The organism is Anaerococcoides asporogena (assembly GCF_029590275.1).
Lineage (GTDB): Bacteria > Bacillota > Clostridia > Clostridiales > Clostridiaceae > JG1575.
On the sequence record NZ_CP120965.1, the window covers coordinates 2,439,074 to 2,462,795 of the forward strand.

Below are 23,722 nucleotides of genomic sequence, written 5' to 3' on the forward strand. Positions count from 1 at the left end.
CAAAATGGCAAGTTGAAATTTCTCTCAACTTTCTGAGTTTTACAGCGTTTTATACTAGAAATTAATCCTTGACGACCAAGGGGTTTTTGCGTGGACGTCCACGCTTACCTTTGTTCGTCTTTTTCACCACGTAGTCCGGGGCGCATCCCTCAGGGATCTCAAAGCCAAGAGCTTCGCATATGTCGACCTGTTTCCCCACAAACGGGGTAATGTACGCCTTCGTGTTGGGGTGCTCGATACAGCGAATCGGCCTCATCTCGTTTAACACATCCGCTACCGAGTGAAACTGTTCAGCCAGCTTTGTTTTGCGGACATGGCTTAGGTAACAGCCCATGATCTGGGCAACAAAGAGAATAAAGGAACGACCAATCTTTCCGGTTTCCGTTGATGTTCGCTGGCGGTCGGCTCCCAGGACCCCTTTCATCAGGGCAAAATACTTCTCCTGTTCATCCCGCAGCCTGTAATGCCGATTAGCACTCAACGCATCCATGTCCAAACCATGGGTCGTGTTGGCAAAGAAACCTGCTTCTCGCCGACACCGGATGACCTTATTCTCATCCAGGCTGAAGTCCTCCAGGATTCGAGTTTTCGCATTGTACTTCAAACGATAAAACCGGAAAGCCTGTTTCAGCGTTTCATCATCGTCCAAAGGAATTTTATTCACAAGGGACGCTTCCAAGGCTTCTCTCTGAGCTGCCAGAGCAATGTCCAGATCCGTTAGTTCATTGCCTCGGCGGATGGGATCAAAGTACAGGTTCAGTTTCAGATTTTCTGCTTTCTTGACGTTGTCACGCTGCCCTTCGATCTGGTAATCCATATCTTTCTGCAGATAGTAGATCCGTTCCTCCGGATCCACTTGCATACCCTCCGGGTGGTGGCCGAAGTTTCCGAATTCATCGATCAACTGACGAACATGTTTCTGGCCGGTTTTGGTTCCCATGATCATGCGTTGCTGCTGGTCGATGTATAGTTCCAGATTGCGGATCGATTCATACCCCCGGTCAGTGATCAGGATGATTCGTTTCATGCCGGCCTGTTTCAAATCCTTCAGGATCACGGCCAGGCTTCGGGAGTCAGGGGTGTTTCCGGCAAAGCTGCGATAATAGACTGGCATGTGGCCATCCAAGGTGTAGACTACTACTTCCAGGGTTTGTGGAAGGGGCAGATGTTCTTTGTTCCGCCCGTAATGGATATCTGCCAGCGAGTGTCCGTAGCTGGAACAGCTTGTGGAATCGACAGCACAAACCTCATTGTCGTGGAGTCGGCGTGCCCGCAGACGCAAGAACGCCATGCGATCCTGCTCTGTAATGGACTGGGTAAACCTTGTAATATACGGAGAAGAGAGTGGCTTTGCCCGTGGTGTTTTTGCTATGCGCTGCCAGGAAGCCAGTTGGTTATAGGTCTCTCGTCCACAAAGTAGATAGAGGGCCAGTGTCATGAGGGTATCTACTTTTTCCTTATCTCCGTCAAATGTGCTCATGAGGTCGAATCTCAGGCCGGTCTGCTCCGCAATCTTCTCTAAAAGCCAGATGTCGCCGTAAAGCCGGTTCTCATCCTGACTTTCAATAACCGGCCTTCCCGTCTTCCGCCGTCCTGACAGTTTGTCAATTTCACTTAGATCCCAGCCTTCCGGGAAGACGAGCTTGCCTCGTTCCTCGATTGACTCCAGAAGATAGTTCTTCCCCGGAATGAACTTAAGATCATCTGTTACCGTCCCCCAATAAACGTGGCGGTATTCTCGTTTTCCGGTCTTTGGGTTCACTCTGGCCGGCTGTGTACTGGCATAGTGGTATCCATTATTGTGATGGATCGAGACCCGGTAAGGGCTGTTAGAATCAGTGGGACGAGCCATTGTTATCCCCTCCTGTTATTAGTATAATTATACTAATAACAGGAGGGGATAACAAGAGGGAAAGAGCTGATTTTCTCAGATATTACAAGCGTTTCACGAGTATGAAGATCGTTATTAGTATAATTGTTTGCAAAACTCAGATCAACTTGCCATTCTTTCCAGCAATTCCCGGACAAGAAATACCATCAACTTCTGGACAAGGAACAATAGCAGTAACATTACCACACCTATATATTTCTCGTTACTTAGCATTACATCAATTGTTCTTTTGCTCCAAGTATCTTTTCCTGTCGGGGTTTTGATTCCTCGATTTTCTAATTCCTTCATTATCCCTACAATGCTATTTCCCTGTAAGTAAAGGTCAAATATCAATTTAACATTTTTTGCTTCTTCCTCATCAATAATCAACTCACCATCTGCATCATTTTTGTAGCCATAACATTTTCTGTTATAAAGCTTCGAGGTCCCTTGGGCAGCTTTTTGCTTAATACCCCATTTTATATTATCACTTCTAGATTCATTTTCTGCTTGGGCTATAGACTCAATTATTGAAATCATCAGATCGCTATCGGTATCAACTGTATCCAGGCTTTCTTGTTCAAATATAACCCTGACACCAAGTAGCCTTAATTGATGTAGTGCTTCTAGAACTTCAACTGTATCTCGTCCAAACCTGCTTATATTTTTAGTTATAATAATTTCAAGATTATTAGATTTGCAATCTTCTAGCATACGATTAAATTCTTTTCTTGAGGAGCCTGTCTTACTACTGGCAATATCTATATAGATATCAACAAGTAGCCACTTAGGTACAGAAGCTATCATCCTTGTTAGTGCTGATATTTGCGCTGTTAGACTATTTAATTGGTCCATACTATTTGAACTTACACGACTATAAATAGCAACACGTATTTCTCTTTTTGGAGGTCGTGCTGGTATAAATTGTACTCTTGGATTGTAAGTCAATTCTATCACCTTCTTCTTAACTAACTTTACCGCGACTACTCATCATTTAGGTGATTTTCTCATATGTTAAGTAGTCTATTATATAAGAATTATTCATCTATTCTACATACTCGTCCTGCTAAAATCATCTAAGTAAACTACTCAACCTATAAAATTCATCTTTTCTCGATATATTCCCAAAATCCTTGATAATACAGGGTTGTAAGTTATATAGGCACTTTAGAAAACTAACTTAAAAGTCAATAAATCTTATAAACCTTATACCATCAAGGCTTTTTTCACGGTTATTTTTCAACCTTTGACATCAATACTACCGTCTCCACATGCGTTTTGGCTGATAAATGATACCAATTGGCGAAATTATAATAGATTTTACCAGGGGTAAAATAATTGCCCGTGGCTTGGAGGTCGATGGTATACTAAATAAGGCCATTACCGACTGCTGCCGATAATGACCTTAACTTCATATTTTCTTTTGTAAACTAGGACAGTCGAATCACTATCAAAGCCGCCGGCCAGTCAAAGATGACCAAACGACAGAAAAATATACTATTATCTTTACTGTTGACCTTTAGCAAAAGGTATTGGCAGATTGAAAATTATGGTCTAAGTCCCATGCCGCCTTCTAAAGTTATAGTTTCTCCGGACATATATTTGAAATCAGGAGAAGCGAGTTGAACACAAGCACGTCCTATTTCCTTTTCAACATCACCGTAATGACCCATAGGAGGCATCTTAACATTCGCTTTAAAAGCGTCAGGATATGCCTTTTGGAAGTTTTCCAGCTGTGCTGTCCATGCTAACGGACAAATAATGTTTACGTTTATTCCATCTCTTCCCCATTCTGTAGCAGCAACACGTGTTAGTCCGCGGATACCTTCCTTTGCAGCCGCATATGCGCACTGACCATAGTTGCCAAACAAACCGGCTCCGGAAGCAAAATTTATTACGCTTCCCTTAGTTTCCTTAAGGTAAGGATAACAAGCTTTCATGTAATAGAATGTAGCATATAGCCCAGAATAAAGCGCAAGATCAAACTGTTCGGTTGTATGTTCAGCAAGCGTAACACCGGATGCTGATGCCTGAGCACAGTTAATTAGAACATCGATACTGCCAAATGTATCAATTGTCTGTTTAACCACGTCATTAACTACCGCCTCATTATCATCGCCTGAATTAATGTCAGCACTTATAGGAAGAACCTTAATGCCATATAACTTTTCAAGTTCATCCTTTGCATCGTTTAGCTTCTGAACATTACGTCCGGTAATTACCAGATTTGAACCTTCCTTAGCATATGCAGTTGCAATTCCATAGCCGATGGAGCCGCAGCTTCCGTCACTCAGTAACGCTCTGCCTGCTCCAGTAATGATTGTTGTTTTGCCTGTTAAAAATCCCATTTTTATCGCTCCTCGCACAAGAATTTTGATTTAATTTACAGACATATTTTACAACTTATTGCACATAAAGTCAATCAAACTATATATTTCGAATAAAAAAATCACTTAAGGGAAATATAGCTTATGCTATAACATTTACTATTTCGGCATTATAATTATTAATACTATTCCGTTTTAACTTCAATCTCTATCCCATCAAGCAAACTAACTATCAGCTTCTCACCATCACAAACCGTTATTATTTCAACAAATTTGAAGAATAAATCCACATTAAACTCTTTAATGACTTCTGCATATTTAAATATTCCTATAAACCCCTTAGCTGTCGCTCTTTTTAATAAATCATCATCACTTTCATTCTGTTCATTCTATCTTGTCATGAAAGGTTCTCTATTTTCAACCACTGCATTGTACACTTCAACAAAAGCCTTATAAAACACCTCATCATCAACATGCCTGTTGTCGCAGCATACCAACTATCACTAATTCCCAGACTATATTCCCCTAAGAGTTTACCAATAAATCGTGCCATAATAAAGTCATTCTCTGGAAGATTCCTTATGATAATAAAATCATAAAAATCTTCTGGTACAGAAGTTATCTTTCCATTTATAATTGCTCTTAAGGGAGCATTCTCTTCCATTAAATCATGCCAGTAATCACTAACAATTATAGAAAAACCTCCTTTCACCCCTTATAACAATATCTGTTTCAATTTGGTTGCATATTTAGAAAAATATTTCGAAAAAGCAGTCTACAAATGCAAACAGCTATGCTAAAAAGTATATAAATAATTTTCATATCAAATTATGAATCTTCATGATGTTCACTACAACTTAAAGTTTATCTTTAGTAAATTCACATAGGCTAATTACCTTTTAATACTTTTATCCTATGTTAATTAGCCTATATCCATCTTATCACACTATCCCTAAATATCAATCCTATCTCCACAACCTATCCAAAAGTAATCTTGTCAACTCAACCCTATCACCTTTCAGGGCAGTTGCTATGTTACCACAAACAGCAACCATAAGGGTTTCCTGATATGAGTATCTCCGGCTGAGCAGCCAAGAGAAAAACTCAATATCTGGAAACCCTTTGTTTATAGCCTTTTTCAGCTTTCTATTTATCAACCCTTGACATCAATACCACAGTCTCAACGTGTGATAGTTAGGCTATTGAGAAACATGTCCATCACTTGTAAAAAAACATTGATTTTGCAAGTTTTTTTATGTGTAGTGAATTGTCTCGGCATCCATCTTATTGCTTCAAATAAGTAGGCTATTTCAATTTCGCATACAAAAACAAACTGAAATTCATTTGTCTGCACATTACCAATGCGCAAACATTATTATGGAGTATTCACAGTTCCCACAAACAGCGGAATCTGGCTCTTTGTGATGGCAAACACAAACGGCCTGTCAAGGACAAAATCTATGACCTCATCCGGCGGCATGGCAGCTCCTGCGCCGAAATTCAGTTCAATATAACTTGCCGCTACGACACCTTTTTCGTCGATCTTCACACGGGTATCCTGATTAATGCTGTCGAGATAGACGGGATCATCGTTTTCATTTGCTTTAATAATGGATGGGGAAAAGTCATTTCCGTACAGTTCGAAAAGATTTGTAAGTCCTGCCGCTTGAAGCGCTTCTTTTAAGTCGGTGCTTGCCGAAACATCAAACTGAGGAACAGAGAAATTTACCTTCATCCATTTGCGATTGGATTCTTCTTCAGAGTTATTTGAAAGCTGCGTGATCATATCCATGTACTCATCGCTTGCCAGTACATCATCGACTGTCTTTCCTTCGTCCGGAAGGATAAACCACATATAAGAACCGTTTTCAAGGAACATTTGAACAGCACCGAAATCTTCGCCCCAATAGTAGTTCATATGGTATTCCTTCTTGTTCATGAAGGTAGCTTCTTCATCGCCGGTGACAGCATGGAACATCCCATGCGTGTTATCGGAAGCATTGAATTTATCTGCCCATTGGGATTGGAAGTATATTGTGGAGGCAATAGCGAGTACCTGGTCTTTCGGTTCCAGCTGACATTTCAGTGTGCGGTCTTTGAGAAGTCCGCCGGTCTGATTCCGCATCCAGTTTGTCATCGCTTTGTTGGTCTTTTCGCTTCCGAGATCTCCCTGATACACCGACGCATAATAGTCATATGCGATGGAATCCATCTTTTCCTGTACATATTCAACATCCTTATCAAGCCAAAGGGAGTTAGCCAAAACGCTGATTTCCTTTCCGTTGTCCTCATAGATTTCTTCCCATACAGCACTGACGCGTTTCCGCAGTTCTGCTGCATCGGATACTCCGAGGACATCCAGAATCTGCGCCTGCGTTTCACCGTCTGTCAGTTCTGCGGTCATAGCGAGCGCGATATAAGCATTGATGGGGGACCAAACCCGGTTAGTCCCATCTACGCCGGAAAGGACATCGTCCGAAACAAGCCCTGCGAACCCGGCAATCGGTGTCTGCGCTGTTTCCACCAGTTCCTTGCGAGCGTCAAGCTGTGTCCTCCATTCATCAAACATTTCGGAATCGCTTCCGTTTTCCGGTCGTTCCATCTTACGGGATTCCGATGCCTCGCTGATCGCATGGGCGGAGACGGTCAGCGGAATCCCCGGCATGTTGGTCACAAGCAGTGCGATTGCCAGCACTGCCGCAATGCTGCCCATCCACTTTGACCATCGGGGAATTCGCCGCTTTTTCTTATATTCTTTTGCGTCTTTCACATAATGATCGGGAGCTTCCCCAATAATATCAATGATTTGTTCTTTCTTCATAGATAATCCTCACTTTCCAATTTCTCACGCAGTTTGGAACGAATACGGTGCAGCATGGAAGCGGTTTTGCTCTCGGTAAAATCGAAATCCGATGCAATATCGGCAATGGAATCCATATACCAATACCGTCTGAGAAACACCCGACGTTCCGTTACAGGGAGCGCATCGAGAAATTCCCCGATTATCCGAACCATTTCCTGCTGCTCGATGACCGTTTCCACATCCGACGGAGCAGATATACAGTCTTCCAGCTCGTCCATGACCAAGCTCATCTCTCCGCCGCCGCGCTTTTCGGCGCTGTGTCTTCTCCATAAGTCAATAGAGATACGGCGTGTGATCTTTCCTAAAAAGGTTGATAGGATGGAAGGACGGTGGGGAGGTATCGTATTCCATGCACCGGTATATGTATCGTTGACGCATTCCTCGGTGTCCTGTGTATTGGAGAGGATTTGATATGCGATACTGTGCAGATACTTACCGTATTTTGACGCAGTTTCCGCGATTGCGTCCTCATTGCGCTGCCAATACAGGTCAACAATACGATTATCCTCCATCCAATCACCTCCTGTCGGTCAGATTTGATTTAAAAAGCCCTTCATTCATCTACTCGTAGAAAATCGGGTTTCATTGCATGAGATTTGAAAAAATATCTTTTTTGAAAAACGGCAGTCCGGTTGAGGACAGCCGTAAGTATACTACAGTTGAGCGAACAAATTCAAATTTGTTATTTCTTCTTCGAACTATATTTATTACTGCTACGATGCGTACCGTCATGATCTGTAACTATATTGCTTCGCTTCATTCTTTCTTCCTGTACCGACCTGTATTCATTCTCTGTAATAATTGGCGGATGATTATCTTTTATCTGATACTCATATTCCTGCGTAGATGAATCTAATAGTGTAACAGTACCTGTGTATTTTTCATTTTCAAGCATTTTCTCTATGGAGCGCTTGCTCCACTTCTCCTTGCCTGTAGGAGAAGGGATGCCTGCTTCAGATAGCTTTTTAATGATACCCAGTACGCTGTCACCACCGAGATACCACCGGAAAATATCACGAACCACCTGAGCCTGTCCATTATCGATAACCAGTTCGCCAGTCTCAGTCTTGTTATATCCATATAGCCTTCGCTTATATAAACCAGAAGTTCCATTAGCTGCTCGGAAGGAAAGACCCATACGAATATTTTCGCTTCTGCTTTCATTCTCGGATTGTGCAACAGATTCCATTACCGAAATCAAAAGATTACTGTCAACATCATCAGTATCAATGCTCTCCTCTTCAAAAATCACTCGCACACCAGAAGCTTTCATTCTATTTAAAGCAGTTAATGTATCAACCGTATCCCGCCCAAATCTACTGATGCTCTTTGTCAGGATAACAGAAATGCGGTGGGCCTCACATTCCTGAATCATACGTTCGAATTCTCTACGTGGGACGTCGCCTTTTGCAGACGCAATATCAATAAAGACATCTGCCAGTCTCCATTGACCGACATTTGCAACCGCTCTTGTCAAAGCAGAAATCTGTGCTGCGAGGCTATAAAGCTGTTCTTTTTCGTTTGTACTGACTCTGCAGTAGATTCCAACATTCTTGTCCAAACGGTCATTCCTTGCCGGTATATACCAAATCTTTGAATCCATCAGCTCCCTCCACATCATTAATTAGCAATTTTGCACTGATGATAAGTAGGCAATTTATGTTTATTAAATGAGCAAAAACACAACATATTGCGTTCGTAGTTTTGTAAATTACTATATATTGCGTGACATCAATACTACCGTCTCAACATGAAGTTATTAGGCTATTTTAATGCGGGACGTAATCTTAAATAAACCGTGTGTTATTACCGCCTTGAAAGTAATTCTGTTTCCTCAAGCCAAAATCTCGATTAGGCTATTGGTGTTTTCTGACTCTTGAACTGTATTTCTTGTTCTTTCGTTTGATTCCCTCTTCATCACTTCTAACAACATTACTTCGTCGCTCTTTCTCAATTTGGACTGCATAGAACATCATTTTCGGAATGATGGCTTGGTGAGCTCCCTCAGCCAGATAATAATCATCGTACTTTCCATTATCCAGGAGCTTCACATCCCCCATATATTTTTCATTGCTAAGCATTACATCAATGGTCCTTTTGCACCAGTGATCATTACCCTTGGGAGACTTGAGTCCAAGCCGCTCTAGTTCAGATTTAATCCCTACTACACTCATGCCTCGAAGATACTGATGATAGATGAATCTAACGATCCTCGCTTCACTATCGATTATTTCCAAGCTGCCTTCATTTCCACTCACATACCCAAAGCACTTTCGGTTATATAACTTGGAACTACCTTGCGCTGCATGTTGTTTGATACCCCATTTGATGTTCTGGCTGCGGGATTCATTTTCTGCCTGGGCCAAGGCTTCAATAACAGAAATCATTAAATCACTCTCCACTTCAGCGGTATCCAGCTCTTCTTGTTGGAAGATCACTCGAATACCCAGCTGTTTGAGCTGACTCAAAGCCTCAAGAACCTCCACCGTATCCCGTCCAAACCGGCTGATGCTTTTAGTCAAAATAATGTCCAAATCCTTAGAGTTACAGTCTTGAAGCATTCGAGAAAATTCTTTCCTCTGAGAACCGGCTTTGCCTGATGTGATATCAATGTAGATGTCCCTCAGTAGCCACTTTGGATTGATGGAAATAAATCTGGTCATGGCTGAAATTTGAGCTGTCAGGCTGTTCAACTGCTCCGTGCTGTTTGTACTGACACGGCAGTAGATCCCAACTCGTTTCTCTCTTACTTGAGGTTTTGGTGGAATGTAAGTAATCGTCTTTTCTGCCATTAGTAACCCCCGATCCTAGATAATTATTGTACCCTTATTGATCAAGTGATCTACTTTTTCATCATGAATATCGATCTTTCCAACAACGAGATTTAAGTAACAAACTAGATTAGTTATGTCTTGCCTATCAAAGTGGATAGAAATGAAATTATCAGTGATTCCCCCGTTCCAAAAGATGATATTCCATTCCATAAATCCATCTTCTATTTCGTAACCCTTTTGAATAAAAATGTATCGAGGATCATTTCTTAAGTCAGTCTTCGGATGAAAAATAAATTTAAAATCTGGTTCTATACATTCCGTTTCTTGAATAATTTCAATCTTATCATTTAATAAATTTTCCAGAGATTCTAACAACGTATCTACTTCATAGGAGAAGAGCAATTCATCATCTTTCAAGAGGTAATTCAACCAATCTCCAGATCTTAAAGATAAATCTACCCTGCACCAATTTGAGTCCGTTTCATCAAAGGTCGGTATGTAATTACGAATCTGAAGTCGGAACGTTATTCCCTCCATATCCAAATTAAGCCACATGTTATACCTCCAAAGAAAAATTGATCCGTAATTATTAATTTGTGCTTGATACTGGCCATTTATAGAGCTAACATATGATACTAACAAGGGGGTACCAGTATGGATATTTCAGTTTATTACCCTGGCGACTCAGAAATTAAAGCAAGGCTCCGCGATCGATTGACGGCATATTCACTAAGACTAACGAACGATCCTTGGGAATCCTCAATCAATATAAGCATGGACGGATTAACTGCTCAGTTAATGAAATTCGTTGATATAGCGAGCACCTCTCCAGATCTTATAACATTCAGTAAAAGACAACTCTTTAAAACCTACTCAGAACTTTTTGATTATATTATCATCCTAATCAGCCTGACCAGGCAGCGTGTTCTTGAAAAAGATGAATTACAGTCAGGAGATTTTTTATATATTTCCATAATACCATTAAAACGTGCTGACCAGGCCTGCTTGGACTTTGAAATCCAGTGGGTTACTGGCAAATAAACACGATTCGCCTAATAATCATATTCACAGAAACCACCTATGATGTTTAGTCTATTTTGCTGTCATTTGATTATGTTTCTATCCTCATTTACGATTTTCAACTGTGCTTTCCCTGAATCAAAATTGACTTAAATCTTATAAATCAAAACCGTCTTCTCAACCCTCTAAAACAGCCCCATTATCTAAAGTACCCCAATTCCCGGAAATAGTATAGTCTACACCTTCGGTTTGATCCCCCAATTGGGTGACATAGATGTTGGATTTTCCTCGAATTAAGTCACAGAGCCGATTTCATATGAGATGGCTCTGTGACTTAATTTATTTTTATCTTGCTTATTACCCCTCTGTAGACTATAATATAAGTAGTCTACAGAGGAGGGATATTATGGCAATGCTCAATATTTCAATCCCAATTCCCACCGAGCGCATCACCTACAAAAAAGATGGCCCGGATAAGCCCAGACGCGTCTATCATGTCGAAAAACGCTACAGAAACGCATTGGGTACCCCTACAGCCAAGGAAGTTGCCATTGGCAAAGAGGATCCTACTCGTCCCGGTTGGATGATCCCCAATGAACGATTCACTGAGTTCTATCCGCTGCCAGTCGATGCCATTTCCCTGACCCCGCCTCAAGAGGTTCTGGCGGCTGGTCATATCGCTCTGTTGTGGCAGCGAGCTGAGGCTATTGGATTGACCAAGGCTTTACAACAGGTATTTCCCTTGCAGGCACAAGAGCTTTTGGCGATGGCCATCTATATGGTCTGCGAAGGCAATGTCATGATGAATCTGGATCTGTTCATCCGGGAGAGCCTACTTTCTACAAGGCTCAGTCTGAATTCCCAGCGCAGCAGCGAACTGTTTGCACAGATCAGCGAAGAGCAGCGCTTTCGGTTTTTAAGCTCTGGAGTGCTTTCCACAAAGACGAGGAACAGACCCTGGCTTATGATGTGACGAGCATATCGACCTATGCGGAGATCCAAATGGCAGAGTACGGCTATAATCGGGATCAGGAAACCCTACCGCAACTCAACATCGGCATGCTTTATGGCACCAAGACAGCCCTCCCGCTTTGCTATGAGATCTACAGCGGAAGTATCGTGGACAAGGCCTTTTTCCCCTATATGATGGAATTGGGCGAATTGGTCGGTCTCAATGATTTGTTCTACATCATGGATCGAGGCTTTCTCACCCTAGACAATCTGAGCTTCATGGCCCAGAACCAACTCAATTTCCTGATGGCTGCTCCCAAATCCCAGAAAATCTATCGTCAGGCATTAATCGAGGCAACCGCGGTGATCCGTCACTCTCGTTATCACATCCCCCAGACCAGCTGCTATGGACTGTCCAAAGTGATCCAGATCAATGAGTTGCCCTATACCCTCCACATCTACCTGAACACATCCAGTGCGGCGGATGAAGAAGCCCGGATCTACCAGCATGTTGATCGTCTCGAGGAAGAGCTGCAAAATCAGATGAAGCCCATCAGTATTACTCGGTATAACAAGTATTATGATGTGACACGCAATGCATCACCGATTGAGGAGTACGAACGCAATCACGAGAAGATCACCGAGATGATTGAGCTGGCCGGCATGTTCTGCCTGCTGAGCAATACCCAGGATAAGAGCGCAGAGGAGGCACTACGACTTTATGGGCGACGGGACACGGTGGAGAAGGCCTTCCAGAATTTAAAAAACAGCATCGACTATGACCGCTTTCTGACGCACACAGAAAAGACGACAGAAGGGAAAGCCTTTGTCGCCTTTTTGAGTCTTATTCTGTGGTCGGATTTGACCAATCATGGGAAAAACAGCGGGGAGAAATCCATCAACCGGGTGGTCAAACAGATGGGAACGATCAAGCGGACCGATTATGGATCAGGCTGCAGTTTGCTCCAGCCACTGACCAGGAAACAAAAGGACATTCTTAGCGCGTTCGCCATCGAACCGGAGGAATTTCTTCAAACCATTCTCCACTTTGAAGTGTAGACTATAGAATTCCCGGGAATTTGGGTAAAGTATCCACTCAACCCAATGGTTTTTTGACCCGCAGGCACTGATTTAGTTGCGTAAAAAACAAAGGTTTCCCGGCAACGGAGGTCGCAAAAAAAGCGCTCGAAACCTGGAAACCTTTGGTATCAATGGTTCTACAATAATCTATTTATCGACTCGAGACATCAATACGTTTGCCTCGACGTGGCCGATTATTTACCTTTGTATAATTATCCCAATACTAGAAAAAATGGCAGTGTATCTTACAACAAGGTGGTTAGCCAACATGTCCCCCGTACAACAAAAACCTCGGTGAACAGGGCGATAATTATACCTTGGGTATTTTTTTAGTTTTTTAACTCTTTTATTATAAAACATGTTGCTAAACCCAATGAACACATTAGCCCAGAAAACGGAGATTCAGAGATAATAAATTCACCTAAAATGCCTATAAAAACTATCGCAAAGAATTTTAGTGCATAAGGAATAAGCATTATAAAATAGCTGAAGATATCATCAAAATTAATAATCTTCGGATCATCCTTATTCATACTCTATCCTCCTATTGTATTCTTATGATATTATAACATACTCTTGACAAGGTTAAGCTTTCAGATTCTATATTAAGCAAATGGATGATTATTTCATTACACTCCATCTTCACACAGGTTCGACATAATCACTCATTATCTAAAGTGTTCACTCAACCCGACTGATTTTTTGCCTTTGGACAACTAACCCAATACTAGAAAACAGCGGTTTTCAGGCATTCTTCCTCATCATTCATAATGAGTCGAAATCCTGGAAACCGCTGTATTACTGGGCTTTAGAGTGTTATTTTCTTGACATCAATACGATTGCCTCGATGTGGTTCGTATTGGGATAGTTATCCATGAGAACCAGATCATGGATTGCGTAATCGGTCATCTTCATGACATCCTGAACCATTGTTTTGGGATTGCAGGAGACATAGATGATCTGTTCTGCCTTAAACTCCAGGAGGTACTGGAGTGCTTTGGGGTGGATTCCGCCTCTGGGGGGATCTACCACGATCAAATCGGGGGCTTTGGTTAGTGTGGCTATGACGTCTTTCACATCACCGGCGAGGAATGTGGCATTATCATTTCCGTTGATTTTGGCGTTCTCCTGTGCCATCTGAACGGCCTCTTCAATAATTTCGACTCCTGTCACGTGTTTGGCGTAAGGAGCCAGGATGTTGCCGATGGTACCGGTCCCGCAGTACAGGTCGAACACATCTTTCACTGCAAGATCTCCGGCAAACTCCAGAACCTGCCGGTACATACGCTCGGCCGCTTCTGTGTTGGTTTGGAAGAAGCTTTGCGGGGAGATTCTGAAATTCAGTCCACAGACAATCTCATGAATATAGGGCTCCCCATACAACAGATCCAGCCGGTCTGCCACTACGGCATCCTGAAGTGAATCATTGGTCATGTGCCAGATCGAGGTCAGCTTGCCAGACAAGTCTGTCTTAAGCAGTTCGTTGGCCCAAGCCAGGGGATCGAGTTCTGGGTCGGTGGCGGTCACGAGAATTGCCATTAACTCTCCGGTTCGCTTGCCTTCCCGGATGATCAGATTGCGCAGGGTTCCCTGATGGCTCATCGGCCAGTAGTAGGGTATTCCAGTTGCACTGAAGTGATCCAGCGTAGCACGCAGCAGGCGATTGAAATCTTCCGATACCAGTTGGCACTGATCCACCGTAATAATTGAGTTCTTGCGACTCAGGTAATGAAGTCCAAGACTAAGGGGTGCACCCTTGGTTTCATCCCCGAAGGTGTACTCCATTTTGTTTCGATAATGATACTGCTCCGGGCTGGAGTGTATACCGTGATATCGAACCGGGATCAAGCCGCCGGCTTCCATCATCTCAAGGACTTCTTTTTCCTTCCAGCGAATCTGAAGGTCATACGGGACTTCCTGGCTCATGCAACCGCCGCATTTTAAGTAATGAACGCACTTGGGCTCAACTTCCCATGGTGCTGCCTTTACTTTATCCAGAACCATCATCTGACCGATGCCCTGCTTGTTTTTCAGATGCCGGCCCAGAATGACCTGACCTGGAAACATATGCTTTGCATGCATCTCCTGGCCTTCCACGTACCCCACGCCAATGCCCGGATAGGTGGTATCTATGATCTCCATCTCATATTCTGGTCGGTTTCGTCTTCTTTTTTCCATGGACTTGTTAGCTCCGCCTTTCGGTAAATTTCATTTGAATGCCTGTCCTAATACATAACTTTCGAATTGGTGAATTCAATCAGAGCTATGATCACTACCACCAGATTTACCAGGAGGAAGCTGTATTTCAACAAATCAGGCAGCGTACGATAAATATAGTTGCTCATCAGATCCGAATTGATCAATAAAAAGTTTTGGATCATGAAGTAGTTTATAAGGAACGATAGATACATAAACAGACTGTTATAGAACATATTCGTCCGGGATTTAAACATACTGATTTTGATCGCCACTATGAAGTTCAGGATGGCACTCATAATCAAAAAAATCGCGATCGGGTACTCCCTCATGTATATTCCGAAGATCCCGTAAAACACGGAAAAATAAATGCTGAAAATCTGGATGACAACACGTCTCATATCGGTACTCCTTTGGCTTGATGGATTCAGTTCCCTTTCGTGTCTGAAATCCATTATAACATAGGGGAACAATCTGAAATGCTCCTCTGATTTGCGCTGGAGAGTACAGGAAAATTGACTGTACCCTGTCTCGACCGGACAAAAGAATGATAAAATGGAAAAAGTGCTGATTTTAATGGACTTAAGGAGATTATTCATATGGAATACGGCAGTCTTATTTCATTCGTTTTTATATGCGCCGCCGCTTTTATCGGAGCTTTTGTTGACGCCATTGCGGGAGGCGGCGGGCTGATCACCGTGCCAGCCTACGTTTTGGGCGGATTCCCGCCCCACTTCGCACTGGGCACCAACAAGCTGTCGGCCACCTTTGGCTCTTTTTCCTCCACCATCGAATTTTTCCGGCAAGGCAAGATCCACTTTCCCCTGGTCAAATACATCATCCCCTGCACCCTTCTGGGAGCGATCCTGGGCGTGAATTCAGTTCTGCTGATCAATCAGGATTTCCTGTACCCGCTGATTTCGGTGATGATCCTGGTCGTTGGCATCTATACCTACTTTAAGAAAGATCTCGGCCTGATCAATACGTTCCAGCTCAAATCCAAAACTCAGATCGCGATGGGCATGTTCTTTGGGTTTGTCATTGGCTTTTATGACGGATTCTTTGGCCCCGGTACCGGATCCTTCCTGCTCTTCATCTTCATCAAATTTTTCGGGATGGACTTTGTCCTGGCCGGAGGCAATACTAAAATTCTCAATTTCATCAGCAACATTACCTCCCTCATCGTCTTTGCCTTGGCTGGCAAAATCAACTACAGCTTCGGTCTTATGGCTGGCATCTTCTCCCTGATGGGGTCCGTGATTGGAACCAAAGTAGCCATCCGAAAAGGTGCCTCCTTCGTCAAACCGATCTTCCTCATCATGAGTTTTGCTGTATTCGTCAAGATGATTTATGAGATGATGACCTGATCCACAAACCACCGACCGGCACACCGCTTTATTCATCATCCTGATATTCCATTTGGCAACTGCTATGAACAGTCTGCTTTAAACCGACTGTCTTCAATCGATTGACAGTAAACAGACTGACTGTAACCAGTATGGCTGTAATCATACTGGTTGACGCCATGATTTTTAGTTCAGGCATCCTCTGATGGATCGCCCGAACCGAACCGCTTCCGAGATGAAAAATCAATCCCTGGCATCCGTAAGATGATTACTGCAGGTTTCCACACGAAAAAACCGATCTGAGTCAGATCGGTTTTTTCGACTGAATGGATGCATGGATCCGGAGTGAGTGTCCCTGCCTTTTCTCCTAGTCCTGGTTTGGAGAATCCTTCCGCTGCGGGTTCTCATCCAGGAGATCCTGTCCGGTTGACACTTTCTTCAGTGATTCCCCCAGGGTGGCGGCACCCTTGCCCAGCATCTGACCAAAGGTCTTCTTCTCGTTGTCTTCGCAGGCTGCCAGTTCTTCCTTCAGACGAGCTTTTACGGCCTGATCCTCATACAGCTGTTTCAGAGCGTCATCATTCACCTGATTCAAAGCATCTGAGTGATCGGCAGGCGAATTCTCATTTTCAGGTTTTTCATAGCGGCCTTTTTCCCGGTGATAATCCGTACTTGCAGGCACTGTTGGCTTCTTTTTCAATTTATCCCAAATGCTCATATCGATTTCCCTTCCTGTGATTTAATTATGAAGATCGATTCCTGATGAGACCAGTTTACCATAAGTTGATGGACGTTCAGTAACGGAACTCCGAATGAACCGTGAATCAGGCACGGATCAGCCGGTATCAGCTTCTAAGCTGCCGGATCCGACTCCAGCAGAATCTGATTTTTGTCATTGTAGATCGAACGATACCCAAAATAAAGTGAGCCGAACACGGACAGACAAACCACTGTCGTAATCGCAATCATAATGGCGATCTGATAGAGAATTGCCGTGGTTGGGAGAGTGCCGGACAGGATTTGCCCGGTCATCATTCCCGGCAGGGCGATAATCCCCATGCCAAGCATCGAGTTAAGAGTCGGCAGGAGAGCCGTCTCAATGGCCTGATTGACAAAAGGCAGAAGAATCTGATCCGGCCGTGCTCCGATGTTGAGCAAGGCTTCAATCCGGTTGCGCTGACCCGAGAAGCTCTCCCGGAAGGTTTTCACCCCCAATGTGGTTCCGGTCATTGCATTCCCCACGACCATCCCGCTGACTGGAATCATATATTGCGGATTAAAGACAGACTCCCCCACCACCAGGGCAATAAAGAAGACCACGACAAACAGTCCCGAAAAAAAGAGCGATCCGGCAATTGCGATTTGAAAGCCGCGGTTCAGCCCCTTGTTCTTGCGCAGAATCCGCAGAATAGCGAACCCGGTCATCAGAAGAAAATACGCCACAGTAAACAAAGGATGCGGGTTCTGAATAATATAAGTCAGAATCAGACCGGCCAGGATCAACTGAACTGTCATTCGAATGCTGGCTATAACCAGCAGCCTGGTCTGATCAATCCGACTTTTTTTCATCACAAACAGCACAACCAGCAACAGCAGATAAATTAATGCAAACTGCCAGATCTGCATGACGACGATTCCTTTCATATCAATTCCTCCGCTCGATCAGAATGGTACGATCCGCAACCCCATCCAGCAGAGACCGATCGTGGCTGATGACAAGAACCGTCATCCCCTGATGTTGCGCGTAGTCCCTGATGGCATGAAACAGTCTGCTGCCAGTTGTCTGATCCAACGCCGATGTCGGTTCATCCAGCAGCAGGATGTCCGGTTGAAACGACAGGCAGATCGCGATGTAGACACGCTGGCGCTCCCCGCCTGACATTGTCTGGCATATCTCATCCAGACCAAAGGGTACCTGCGCCAGCTGCAAAAACTGCTTCTTTTCCGCTTCGGTTAAATGAGACTTCTGACGAAACTCGTAAAACCGGTCGAAATTTTCTGAGATGGTTCCGTCAAACAGAAACGTCGACTGGCTGACCAGTAGAATCTTCCGTCTTAACTCAACCGTATCCATTTCATGCGTTGGCATCCCCCGATAGTAGATCGTCCCTTGGGTGGGTGTCTGCGTATAGTTCATTAATTTAAACAATGTCGATTTTCCAGCTCCGGATGCTCCGGCAACGGCAATAAACTCGCCTTCACAGACCTCAAGGTCAGGATAGGATAAGAAGTTTTGGAACGAAAGCTGCTCGGTGGCCAGAACGACCTTTTGTCCTGTCATGAATGATTCCCTCACTTCCGGTTGTCCCACAGACGTTCCTGCCATCGAAGGCAGATCTGCGGACACCTAAATATAAGCTAATACGGTCAATCCAGGCATTGAATCTGGTGCCACTGCACAGAAGGATGCCATGAGTCAACCATTAAATTATAGCATCACGTTCCCTTTGTGAAAAACGGATGCATGACTGCAACTTATGCATGACTGCAACTTATGCATGACTGCAACTGGCATCATTCAAACACTCTCGAAACAGATTCCTGTCAATGTCTGTTAATCTTTGTCCTGTCCTGTTCGGATAAGTCTTTCACGTCCTGGCAATTCTTGCCATAATGACTCGTTGTTCTAAAACCGTCGCTTGCATCCGTTCCAAGCCAGGTCCGATCGTTGCCCGATCCCCGAAAACAGGGTATACACCACCGGATTCATGTCCTCCTGCCGTGAGGCCGCATCCTTTCAAGCGCTCCCCCCACTGGAACAGCTGTGTGTTGTGCTATCAAGAGCTTTCAAGTGGTCGCCCTTCGAATGTCCCGGCCGGATGGACTGAGCGGTCATCCCGGCGAATCCATCCGGACAATGCCATCGCCTGACCGAAGGGACGGATCGATTGGGATCATCGGATCGAAGCGATCTGGCGAGAGGTTTCTGTTGCTTTTTTCAGCTGATCTGTTGGTATGAGACAGAAAATTAAAATTGAGACTGAAAAGGGATAACAAATAATTGCATGAAAAGTGGTTATAATAGATAGTGATACCAATCAGACATTGGGTTTAGCCCGGCGCAGTCAATCGATCAATCTGCCCATTCGCGGGTCAGAAGTTCCAATCAGGAGGAATCAGCATGAAGAAAATGAGGGTGGAAGACGCCATTGGAATGACGCTTGCCCATGACTTAACCCGGATTATACCCGGAGTAGAAAAAGGCGCTTTTTTTAAACGGGGTCATCTGATTACAGCAAATGATATTCCGCTTTTACTCGATATTGGAAAGAAGAATGTTTATGTAACCGACGGATCCGAATCAGGGGTTCATGAAGATGAAGCCGGGCTGCGCATCGCCCGCTCAACCTGCGACGAATCCATCATAATCACTGAACCGGCGGAAGGAAAAGTCAACCTGAAAAGTCCCTGCGCAGGAGTCTTTCGTCTGGATGAATCTGGTCTCATGGAACTCCTCGAAGATCCTGAAATCTGTTACTCAACCCGAACTCCGAACCAGGCTGTAAAAAAAGGCGACCTCCTGGCTTCCTGCCGGATTATTCCCCTGTTCAAGCCCGAATCAGAGCTGAAAGCCATCGAAGATACATTTAGCTCCCGGCCTGCTCTCCTTCGGGTGGATCCATACCTTCCGAAAAAAGTCGGTCTGATTATCACTGGATCCGAAATATCGGACGGACGAATCGCAGATGCCTTTGGGCCCATTCTGGTTCGCCGCAATGAAGAATTAGGGGGGGTAATTGCTGGAACTCGCTACCCAGGGGATGAACAGGCAGCGATTGAACAGGCCATCCGGGATTTCATTGATGAAGGCTGCACCATGGTGCAGCTGACCGGAGGAATGTCCGTGGATCCCGATGACTGCACAAAGGACGCCATTGCTGCCGTCTGCGATCAAGTAGTGATCTATGGAACATCGGTATTGCCAGGAGCAATGTTCATGCTGGCATACCATCAAGACTGTCCGGTTATCGGTCTGCCTGGTGGAGTGGTCGCCTCCGATTTCAGCATCTTTGATTTCGTGGTTCCGCGCCTCTATACCGATGAACGCTTGACAGCATTCCAAATCCGGCAAATGGCCATTGGTGGATTGCTCGGTGTACGTAAATAGCAGATATTCCTTGACACCACCTCAGTTTCGATTCGGGGTGGTGTTGTTTTTTTTAGCTTAATTCGCAGTTTCAGCCAACAATATTCACTAAAATATAAGAGAATGCATAAAAAGTTATAACGTTAACATTTCCGTAATTATTTGTGAATAATCTGTTTATTATTAGGCGTTCATCCCTTATAATTAGGAATCAAAGAGACCGGCGTTTGCAACTTACAACCGGCGGCCGCAACTTCATGGACCGTTGTCCTGCCCTCTTCTTTCTTTCCATTAATCATTACGTGCACGGAGTGTGACATCATATGAAAGTCATAAAGCAACAAAAAATCCTTCTCACAGCACTCTTACTTCTGTCAGTCGCAGTCACCATGTGGTCCTCACTGACATCCAAGGATTTCCCCTATTTACTGATGGGGATCAATCTGCTTTTATGGGTCCTTCTGCTCATGTTGAACCAGCACCTGTTTCATGCCCGGCGCATAACCAGCAATGCGATTTGGACCTTCCCTTCCAGCTACTTGAAAACTGCCAGTGGGAAGATGCAGCGGACTCATGGCGATACTGTGATCTCAAACATTGGCCTGCTGGTGGGCAGCAAGGTATACCCTTGGGACACAGAGGGCTCTGGCAAAGACTACCTGAAACGAATCCGCATCGATCAGCAGCACCTACAGCTGACTTTTGGTAAAAAGGGAACCGCTTCCAACATCGAGATCGTTCATGGAATTAAGGATTCACAGCAAATTCTGAAACTCAAAGATGAACTGTGGCAGGAAACCGGCGTCTGCGCGACAATCTCCGGCTGGGATGGAATCACCCATAACCAGGCAGAAGACTGTGACAGAACGAAAACACAGAAAACGGGTGATCTGTCTTGAAGATGATCGAGACTCTGACATTGGCTGCTCTCGAAGCCGCGAAACATTGTTCGAACTGGCGCTTCCAGGAAACCGAAGAATGTCATGACAAAGCATCCCTCCTGGCCGTCTGTACAGTCCACGATGAAATCAATCCGCCGGATCCTGATATCCTCTACTGTGTTTCCGCAGAGGGCGCAGTCGGCATTTATTCCTCACCGGAAGAGTCTATTGAATGGCTCTTTATCCCCCGCTTTCCCAGGGGGGCGGATGAACCCATCTGATCAATGAAAAATAACAGACACAACAACAATCCCCGTCCGGTTGATCTCATCTGGTGATCTGATCGAACGGGGATTATTGTTGTACGAAGTACTTATGACCTGAGGTTCTTATGGCCTGGTGTTCTTATGGCCAGAAGTTCTTTTTTGACGGTGGTTCAAAGGGACGGTGGTTTCAGTAATGTGAGGTTATAATCATCCGATGTTTTATTCGTCAAAACCTGGATTCCCGGCGAATTATAACGGGGAATGCTGGAAATCGTTGATATCACTGGATTAGCAGCATAATTTCTCTTGATTTTGCCTCATGAACACGTTATAATTATAACGTGAGGTGGCGCATGAATATCATCGATGTCAAAAACAAGAAAAACGGAGTTATCTACGTCTACGAATCCATCGACTACTGGGACAAAGAGAAGAAACAGTCTCGAAGTAAGCGTGTTTGTATTGGCAAACGTGATGAACAGGGCAATTTGATCCCTTCCAAACGACTCACTCAACCTCCGGTCTCCACTGTGATTAAACCAGGGCCGACTCCATCTACTTCCACTCGGCATGGTTATTTTGGCGCTACGTATCTGTTTGATGCGATCGGGGAGCAGCTGGGCATCACACAAGACTTGAAGGCATGCTTTCCGCAGATTTATAAGAAGATCCTCTCCGTGGCCTACTATTTGATTTTGGAGGACCGCAACTCCCTTCTTCGTTTCCCGAAATGGGATAGGACCCATTTTCATCCACATGGGGCCTGCATCTCTTCCCAACGAAGCAGTGATCTGTTCTCGATGATTACGGAAGAAGCAAAAGAACGTTTCTTTCGCTTGCAGGGCAAGCGCCGGATGGAAAATGAATATTGGGCCTATGATACCACCAGCATTTCGTCCTATTCAGAGTCTCTCAAACAAGTCAAATATGGGATGAACAAGGATCATGATCCGCTTCCCCAGATTAACCTGGCGCTGCTCTTTGGAGAAGACTCAGGCTTGCCGTTCTACTACAGAAAGCTGGCCGGCAACATCAGCGATATCTCGACCCTGAAGAAATTGCTGGCCGACTTAAAGCAACTTGATTTTGGCAAAGTTAAACTGGTCATGGATCGTGGCTTTTACAGTGAAGCCAACATCAATGCCCTTTATCAGAACAACCTGAAATTCCTGATTGCCACCAAAGTATCCCTGAAGTTTGTGCGAAAAGAATTAGACAAAGTCAGAGACAGCATAAAAACAAGGACCAACTACAACTCAATCTATCAGTTATACAGCCATTCCACCGCCATTGAATGGAACTACTCTCAAACAAGACCCCGCAAAGGCGATGTCATCAAGGATACTCGCCGCATGTATCTGCACATCTATTACAGTAGCGAGAAGGCGTTGGAACATGAGAGCCGCTTCAATCTGATGCTGGATCAGTTGGAGGCTGAGCTTACGAGCGGAAATCGAAAACCAGAGAACGAGAAGCAGTACGCCAAATACTTTGAACTGTCAGATACCCCGGTACGTGGAATCAAGATCATTCCCAAACAGGATGCCATCACTCGAGCTGAAAAGGACTATGGCTTTTTCGCGCTGTTAAGTAACGACATCAAGGATCCCATCATAGCCTTGGAGATTTACCGTAACAAAGATCTGGTCGAGAAGGCGTTTGGGAATCTTAAAGAAAGGCTCAATCTGAGGCGAACTGCAGTCTCATCTGAAAGCTCGCTGGACGGAAAGCTGTTTGTCCAATTCATTGCCCTGATTTTTATGTCCCATTTGAAAAAGACGATGGCCGATAAGGGTCTATTCCAAAACTACACCATGCAGGAGCTACTAGACGAACTTGATGTCATAGAAGCATTTGAAAATCCAGGGAAGGCTCTCCAAGTAGGCGAAGTGACCAAGAAGCAGGAAGGCTTGTATACGAACTTGGGAGTAGACCCGCCATCCACGTTATAATTTTTCGGGAATTTAGGTCAAAAGCATTCTGGCCCATTATAGTTTAGAGAGCTTTGAAGTCATTGCAACTCTTGAAGGCAATGCAGTCCTTGAGGTCATAGTGGCTCTT

At 44.3% G+C, this 23,722-nt stretch carries 23 protein-coding genes; 8 read left to right on the top strand and 15 right to left on the bottom strand.

Annotated features, from left to right (window positions below; all coding sequences use genetic code 11):
- Positions 1–61: 61 nt before the first annotated feature.
- The 9 genes from P6M73_RS11275 to P6M73_RS11315 all read right to left on the bottom strand — a co-directional run bounded on the left by P6M73_RS11275 (position 62) and on the right by P6M73_RS11315 (position 10,389).
- The gene (locus P6M73_RS11275) at positions 62–1,852 is read right to left on the bottom strand and encodes an IS1634 family transposase (protein ID WP_277853149.1); all 1,791 of its coding nucleotides are present in this window, start codon (positions 1,850–1,852) and stop codon (positions 62–64) included.
- 141 nt (positions 1,853–1,993) lie between these two features.
- Entirely contained in the window at positions 1,994–2,818 is an 825-nt protein-coding gene (locus P6M73_RS11280) for a recombinase family protein (RefSeq protein WP_277853150.1), read from the bottom strand.
- 599 nt (positions 2,819–3,417) lie between these two features.
- Entirely contained in the window at positions 3,418–4,218 is an 801-nt protein-coding gene (locus P6M73_RS11285; RefSeq protein ID WP_277853151.1) for an SDR family NAD(P)-dependent oxidoreductase, read from the bottom strand.
- A 376-nt stretch (positions 4,219–4,594) separates the two neighbouring features.
- Positions 4,595–4,909 (bottom strand): DUF3658 domain-containing protein, encoded by a 315-nt coding sequence (locus P6M73_RS11290; RefSeq protein WP_277853152.1) that lies wholly within the window; start codon positions 4,907–4,909, stop codon positions 4,595–4,597.
- A gap of 663 nt (positions 4,910–5,572) precedes the next feature.
- Positions 5,573–7,018 (bottom strand): serpin family protein, encoded by a 1,446-nt coding sequence (locus P6M73_RS11295; RefSeq protein ID WP_277853153.1) that lies wholly within the window; start codon positions 7,016–7,018, stop codon positions 5,573–5,575.
- Positions 7,015–7,572 carry an RNA polymerase sigma factor gene (locus tag P6M73_RS11300; RefSeq protein WP_277853154.1) on the bottom strand — a complete coding sequence of 186 codons (558 nt, stop codon included), beginning with the start codon at positions 7,570–7,572 and terminating at the stop codon, positions 7,015–7,017. The genes P6M73_RS11295 and P6M73_RS11300 overlap by 4 nt, the downstream gene beginning before the upstream one ends.
- 170 nt (positions 7,573–7,742) lie before the next feature.
- Positions 7,743–8,663: a recombinase family protein gene (locus P6M73_RS11305; RefSeq protein ID WP_277853155.1), complete on the bottom strand. Its 921-nt coding sequence runs from the start codon at positions 8,661–8,663 to the stop codon at positions 7,743–7,745.
- Between the two features lie 253 nt (positions 8,664–8,916).
- The gene (locus P6M73_RS11310) at positions 8,917–9,852 is read right to left on the bottom strand and encodes a recombinase family protein (RefSeq protein ID WP_277853156.1); all 936 of its coding nucleotides are present in this window, start codon (positions 9,850–9,852) and stop codon (positions 8,917–8,919) included.
- Between the two features lie 15 nt (positions 9,853–9,867).
- A complete protein-coding gene (locus tag P6M73_RS11315) occupies positions 9,868–10,389 on the bottom strand; it encodes a WapI family immunity protein (protein ID WP_277853157.1) in 522 nt (173 codons plus the stop codon).
- 99 nt (positions 10,390–10,488) lie between these two features.
- Here P6M73_RS11315 and P6M73_RS11320 point away from each other — a divergent pair, with 99 nt between their 5' ends.
- The 3 genes from P6M73_RS11320 (at position 10,489) to P6M73_RS11330 (ending at position 12,864) form a co-directional block, all read left to right on the top strand.
- On the top strand, positions 10,489–10,875 hold the full coding sequence (locus P6M73_RS11320; protein WP_277853158.1) for a hypothetical protein: 387 nt from the start codon (positions 10,489–10,491) through the stop codon (positions 10,873–10,875).
- Between the two features lie 385 nt (positions 10,876–11,260).
- Positions 11,261–11,827 (top strand): hypothetical protein, encoded by a 567-nt coding sequence (locus P6M73_RS11325; RefSeq protein WP_277853159.1) that lies wholly within the window; start codon positions 11,261–11,263, stop codon positions 11,825–11,827.
- Positions 11,824–12,864 carry an IS1634 family transposase gene (locus tag P6M73_RS11330; RefSeq protein ID WP_489666448.1) on the top strand — a complete coding sequence of 347 codons (1,041 nt, stop codon included), beginning with the start codon at positions 11,824–11,826 and terminating at the stop codon, positions 12,862–12,864. Before P6M73_RS11325 ends, P6M73_RS11330 begins: the two co-directional genes overlap by 4 nt.
- 350 nt (positions 12,865–13,214) lie before the next feature.
- On the opposite strand, the gene P6M73_RS11335 is transcribed toward P6M73_RS11330, so the two are convergent.
- The 3 genes from P6M73_RS11335 to P6M73_RS11345 all read right to left on the bottom strand — a co-directional run bounded on the left by P6M73_RS11335 (position 13,215) and on the right by P6M73_RS11345 (position 15,482).
- A complete protein-coding gene (locus P6M73_RS11335; protein ID WP_277853161.1) occupies positions 13,215–13,418 on the bottom strand; it encodes a hypothetical protein in 204 nt (67 codons plus the stop codon).
- Positions 13,419–13,701: 283 nt separating this feature from the next.
- Entirely contained in the window at positions 13,702–15,063 is a 1,362-nt protein-coding gene (rlmD, locus tag P6M73_RS11340; RefSeq protein WP_277853162.1) for a 23S rRNA (uracil(1939)-C(5))-methyltransferase RlmD, read from the bottom strand.
- A 47-nt stretch (positions 15,064–15,110) separates the two neighbouring features.
- Complete coding sequence (locus P6M73_RS11345) at positions 15,111–15,482, bottom strand: hypothetical protein (RefSeq protein ID WP_277853163.1); 372 nt, start codon at positions 15,480–15,482, stop codon at positions 15,111–15,113.
- A gap of 198 nt (positions 15,483–15,680) precedes the next feature.
- Between P6M73_RS11345 and P6M73_RS11350 the strand changes: the two genes are divergently transcribed.
- Positions 15,681–16,448 carry a sulfite exporter TauE/SafE family protein gene (locus P6M73_RS11350; protein WP_277853164.1) on the top strand — a complete coding sequence of 256 codons (768 nt, stop codon included), beginning with the start codon at positions 15,681–15,683 and terminating at the stop codon, positions 16,446–16,448.
- A 346-nt stretch (positions 16,449–16,794) separates the two neighbouring features.
- Here the strand turns inward: P6M73_RS11350 and P6M73_RS11355 are convergent, their stop codons facing one another.
- From P6M73_RS11355 to P6M73_RS11365, 3 genes are all read right to left on the bottom strand, one after another.
- On the bottom strand, positions 16,795–17,145 hold the full coding sequence (locus P6M73_RS11355; RefSeq protein WP_277853165.1) for a hypothetical protein: 351 nt from the start codon (positions 17,143–17,145) through the stop codon (positions 16,795–16,797).
- 134 nt (positions 17,146–17,279) lie between these two features.
- Entirely contained in the window at positions 17,280–18,071 is a 792-nt protein-coding gene (locus P6M73_RS11360; protein WP_277853166.1) for an ABC transporter permease, read from the bottom strand.
- A gap of 1 nt (position 18,072) precedes the next feature.
- Positions 18,073–18,708 carry an ABC transporter ATP-binding protein gene (locus tag P6M73_RS11365; RefSeq protein WP_277853167.1) on the bottom strand — a complete coding sequence of 212 codons (636 nt, stop codon included), beginning with the start codon at positions 18,706–18,708 and terminating at the stop codon, positions 18,073–18,075.
- 840 nt (positions 18,709–19,548) lie between these two features.
- Here P6M73_RS11365 and P6M73_RS11370 point away from each other — a divergent pair.
- The 4 genes from P6M73_RS11370 to P6M73_RS11385 all read left to right on the top strand — a co-directional run bounded on the left by P6M73_RS11370 (position 19,549) and on the right by P6M73_RS11385 (position 23,613).
- The gene (locus P6M73_RS11370) at positions 19,549–20,535 is read left to right on the top strand and encodes a molybdopterin-binding protein (RefSeq protein WP_277853168.1); all 987 of its coding nucleotides are present in this window, start codon (positions 19,549–19,551) and stop codon (positions 20,533–20,535) included.
- A 302-nt stretch (positions 20,536–20,837) separates the two neighbouring features.
- A complete protein-coding gene (locus P6M73_RS11375) occupies positions 20,838–21,413 on the top strand; it encodes a hypothetical protein (RefSeq protein WP_277853169.1) in 576 nt (191 codons plus the stop codon).
- Positions 21,410–21,676 (top strand): hypothetical protein, encoded by a 267-nt coding sequence (locus P6M73_RS11380; protein ID WP_277853170.1) that lies wholly within the window; start codon positions 21,410–21,412, stop codon positions 21,674–21,676. Before P6M73_RS11375 ends, P6M73_RS11380 begins: the two co-directional genes overlap by 4 nt.
- Positions 21,677–22,014: 338 nt before the next feature.
- Complete coding sequence (locus tag P6M73_RS11385; protein ID WP_277853047.1) at positions 22,015–23,613, top strand: IS1634 family transposase; 1,599 nt, start codon at positions 22,015–22,017, stop codon at positions 23,611–23,613.
- The last annotated feature ends 109 nt before the right edge of the window (positions 23,614–23,722 follow it).

Coding starts and splice junctions, on each gene's coding strand:
- P6M73_RS11285 (WP_277853151.1), bottom strand. CDS start 4,218: ATGGGATTTTTAACAGGCAAAACAACAATCATTACTGGAGCAGGCAGA.
- P6M73_RS11345 (WP_277853163.1), bottom strand. CDS start 15,482: ATGAGACGTGTTGTCATCCAGATTTTCAGCATTTATTTTTCCGTGTTT.
- P6M73_RS11350 (WP_277853164.1), top strand. CDS start 15,681: ATGGAATACGGCAGTCTTATTTCATTCGTTTTTATATGCGCCGCCGCT.
- P6M73_RS11365 (WP_277853167.1), bottom strand. CDS start 18,708: ATGACAGGACAAAAGGTCGTTCTGGCCACCGAGCAGCTTTCGTTCCAA.
- P6M73_RS11355 (WP_277853165.1), bottom strand. CDS start 17,145: ATGAGCATTTGGGATAAATTGAAAAAGAAGCCAACAGTGCCTGCAAGT.
- P6M73_RS11360 (WP_277853166.1), bottom strand. CDS start 18,071: ATGAAAGGAATCGTCGTCATGCAGATCTGGCAGTTTGCATTAATTTAT.
- P6M73_RS11295 (WP_277853153.1), bottom strand. CDS start 7,018: ATGAAGAAAGAACAAATCATTGATATTATTGGGGAAGCTCCCGATCAT.
- P6M73_RS11375 (WP_277853169.1), top strand. CDS start 20,838: ATGAAAGTCATAAAGCAACAAAAAATCCTTCTCACAGCACTCTTACTT.
- rlmD (WP_277853162.1), bottom strand. CDS start 15,063: ATGGAAAAAAGAAGACGAAACCGACCAGAATATGAGATGGAGATCATA.
- P6M73_RS11315 (WP_277853157.1), bottom strand. CDS start 10,389: ATGTGGCTTAATTTGGATATGGAGGGAATAACGTTCCGACTTCAGATT.
- P6M73_RS11325 (WP_277853159.1), top strand. CDS start 11,261: ATGGCAATGCTCAATATTTCAATCCCAATTCCCACCGAGCGCATCACC.
- P6M73_RS11320 (WP_277853158.1), top strand. CDS start 10,489: ATGGATATTTCAGTTTATTACCCTGGCGACTCAGAAATTAAAGCAAGG.
- P6M73_RS11300 (WP_277853154.1), bottom strand. CDS start 7,572: ATGGAGGATAATCGTATTGTTGACCTGTATTGGCAGCGCAATGAGGAC.
- P6M73_RS11275 (WP_277853149.1), bottom strand. CDS start 1,852: ATGGCTCGTCCCACTGATTCTAACAGCCCTTACCGGGTCTCGATCCAT.
- P6M73_RS11310 (WP_277853156.1), bottom strand. CDS start 9,852: ATGGCAGAAAAGACGATTACTTACATTCCACCAAAACCTCAAGTAAGA.
- P6M73_RS11335 (WP_277853161.1), bottom strand. CDS start 13,418: ATGAATAAGGATGATCCGAAGATTATTAATTTTGATGATATCTTCAGC.
- P6M73_RS11370 (WP_277853168.1), top strand. CDS start 19,549: ATGAAGAAAATGAGGGTGGAAGACGCCATTGGAATGACGCTTGCCCAT.
- P6M73_RS11385 (WP_277853047.1), top strand. CDS start 22,015: ATGAATATCATCGATGTCAAAAACAAGAAAAACGGAGTTATCTACGTC.
- P6M73_RS11305 (WP_277853155.1), bottom strand. CDS start 8,663: ATGGATTCAAAGATTTGGTATATACCGGCAAGGAATGACCGTTTGGAC.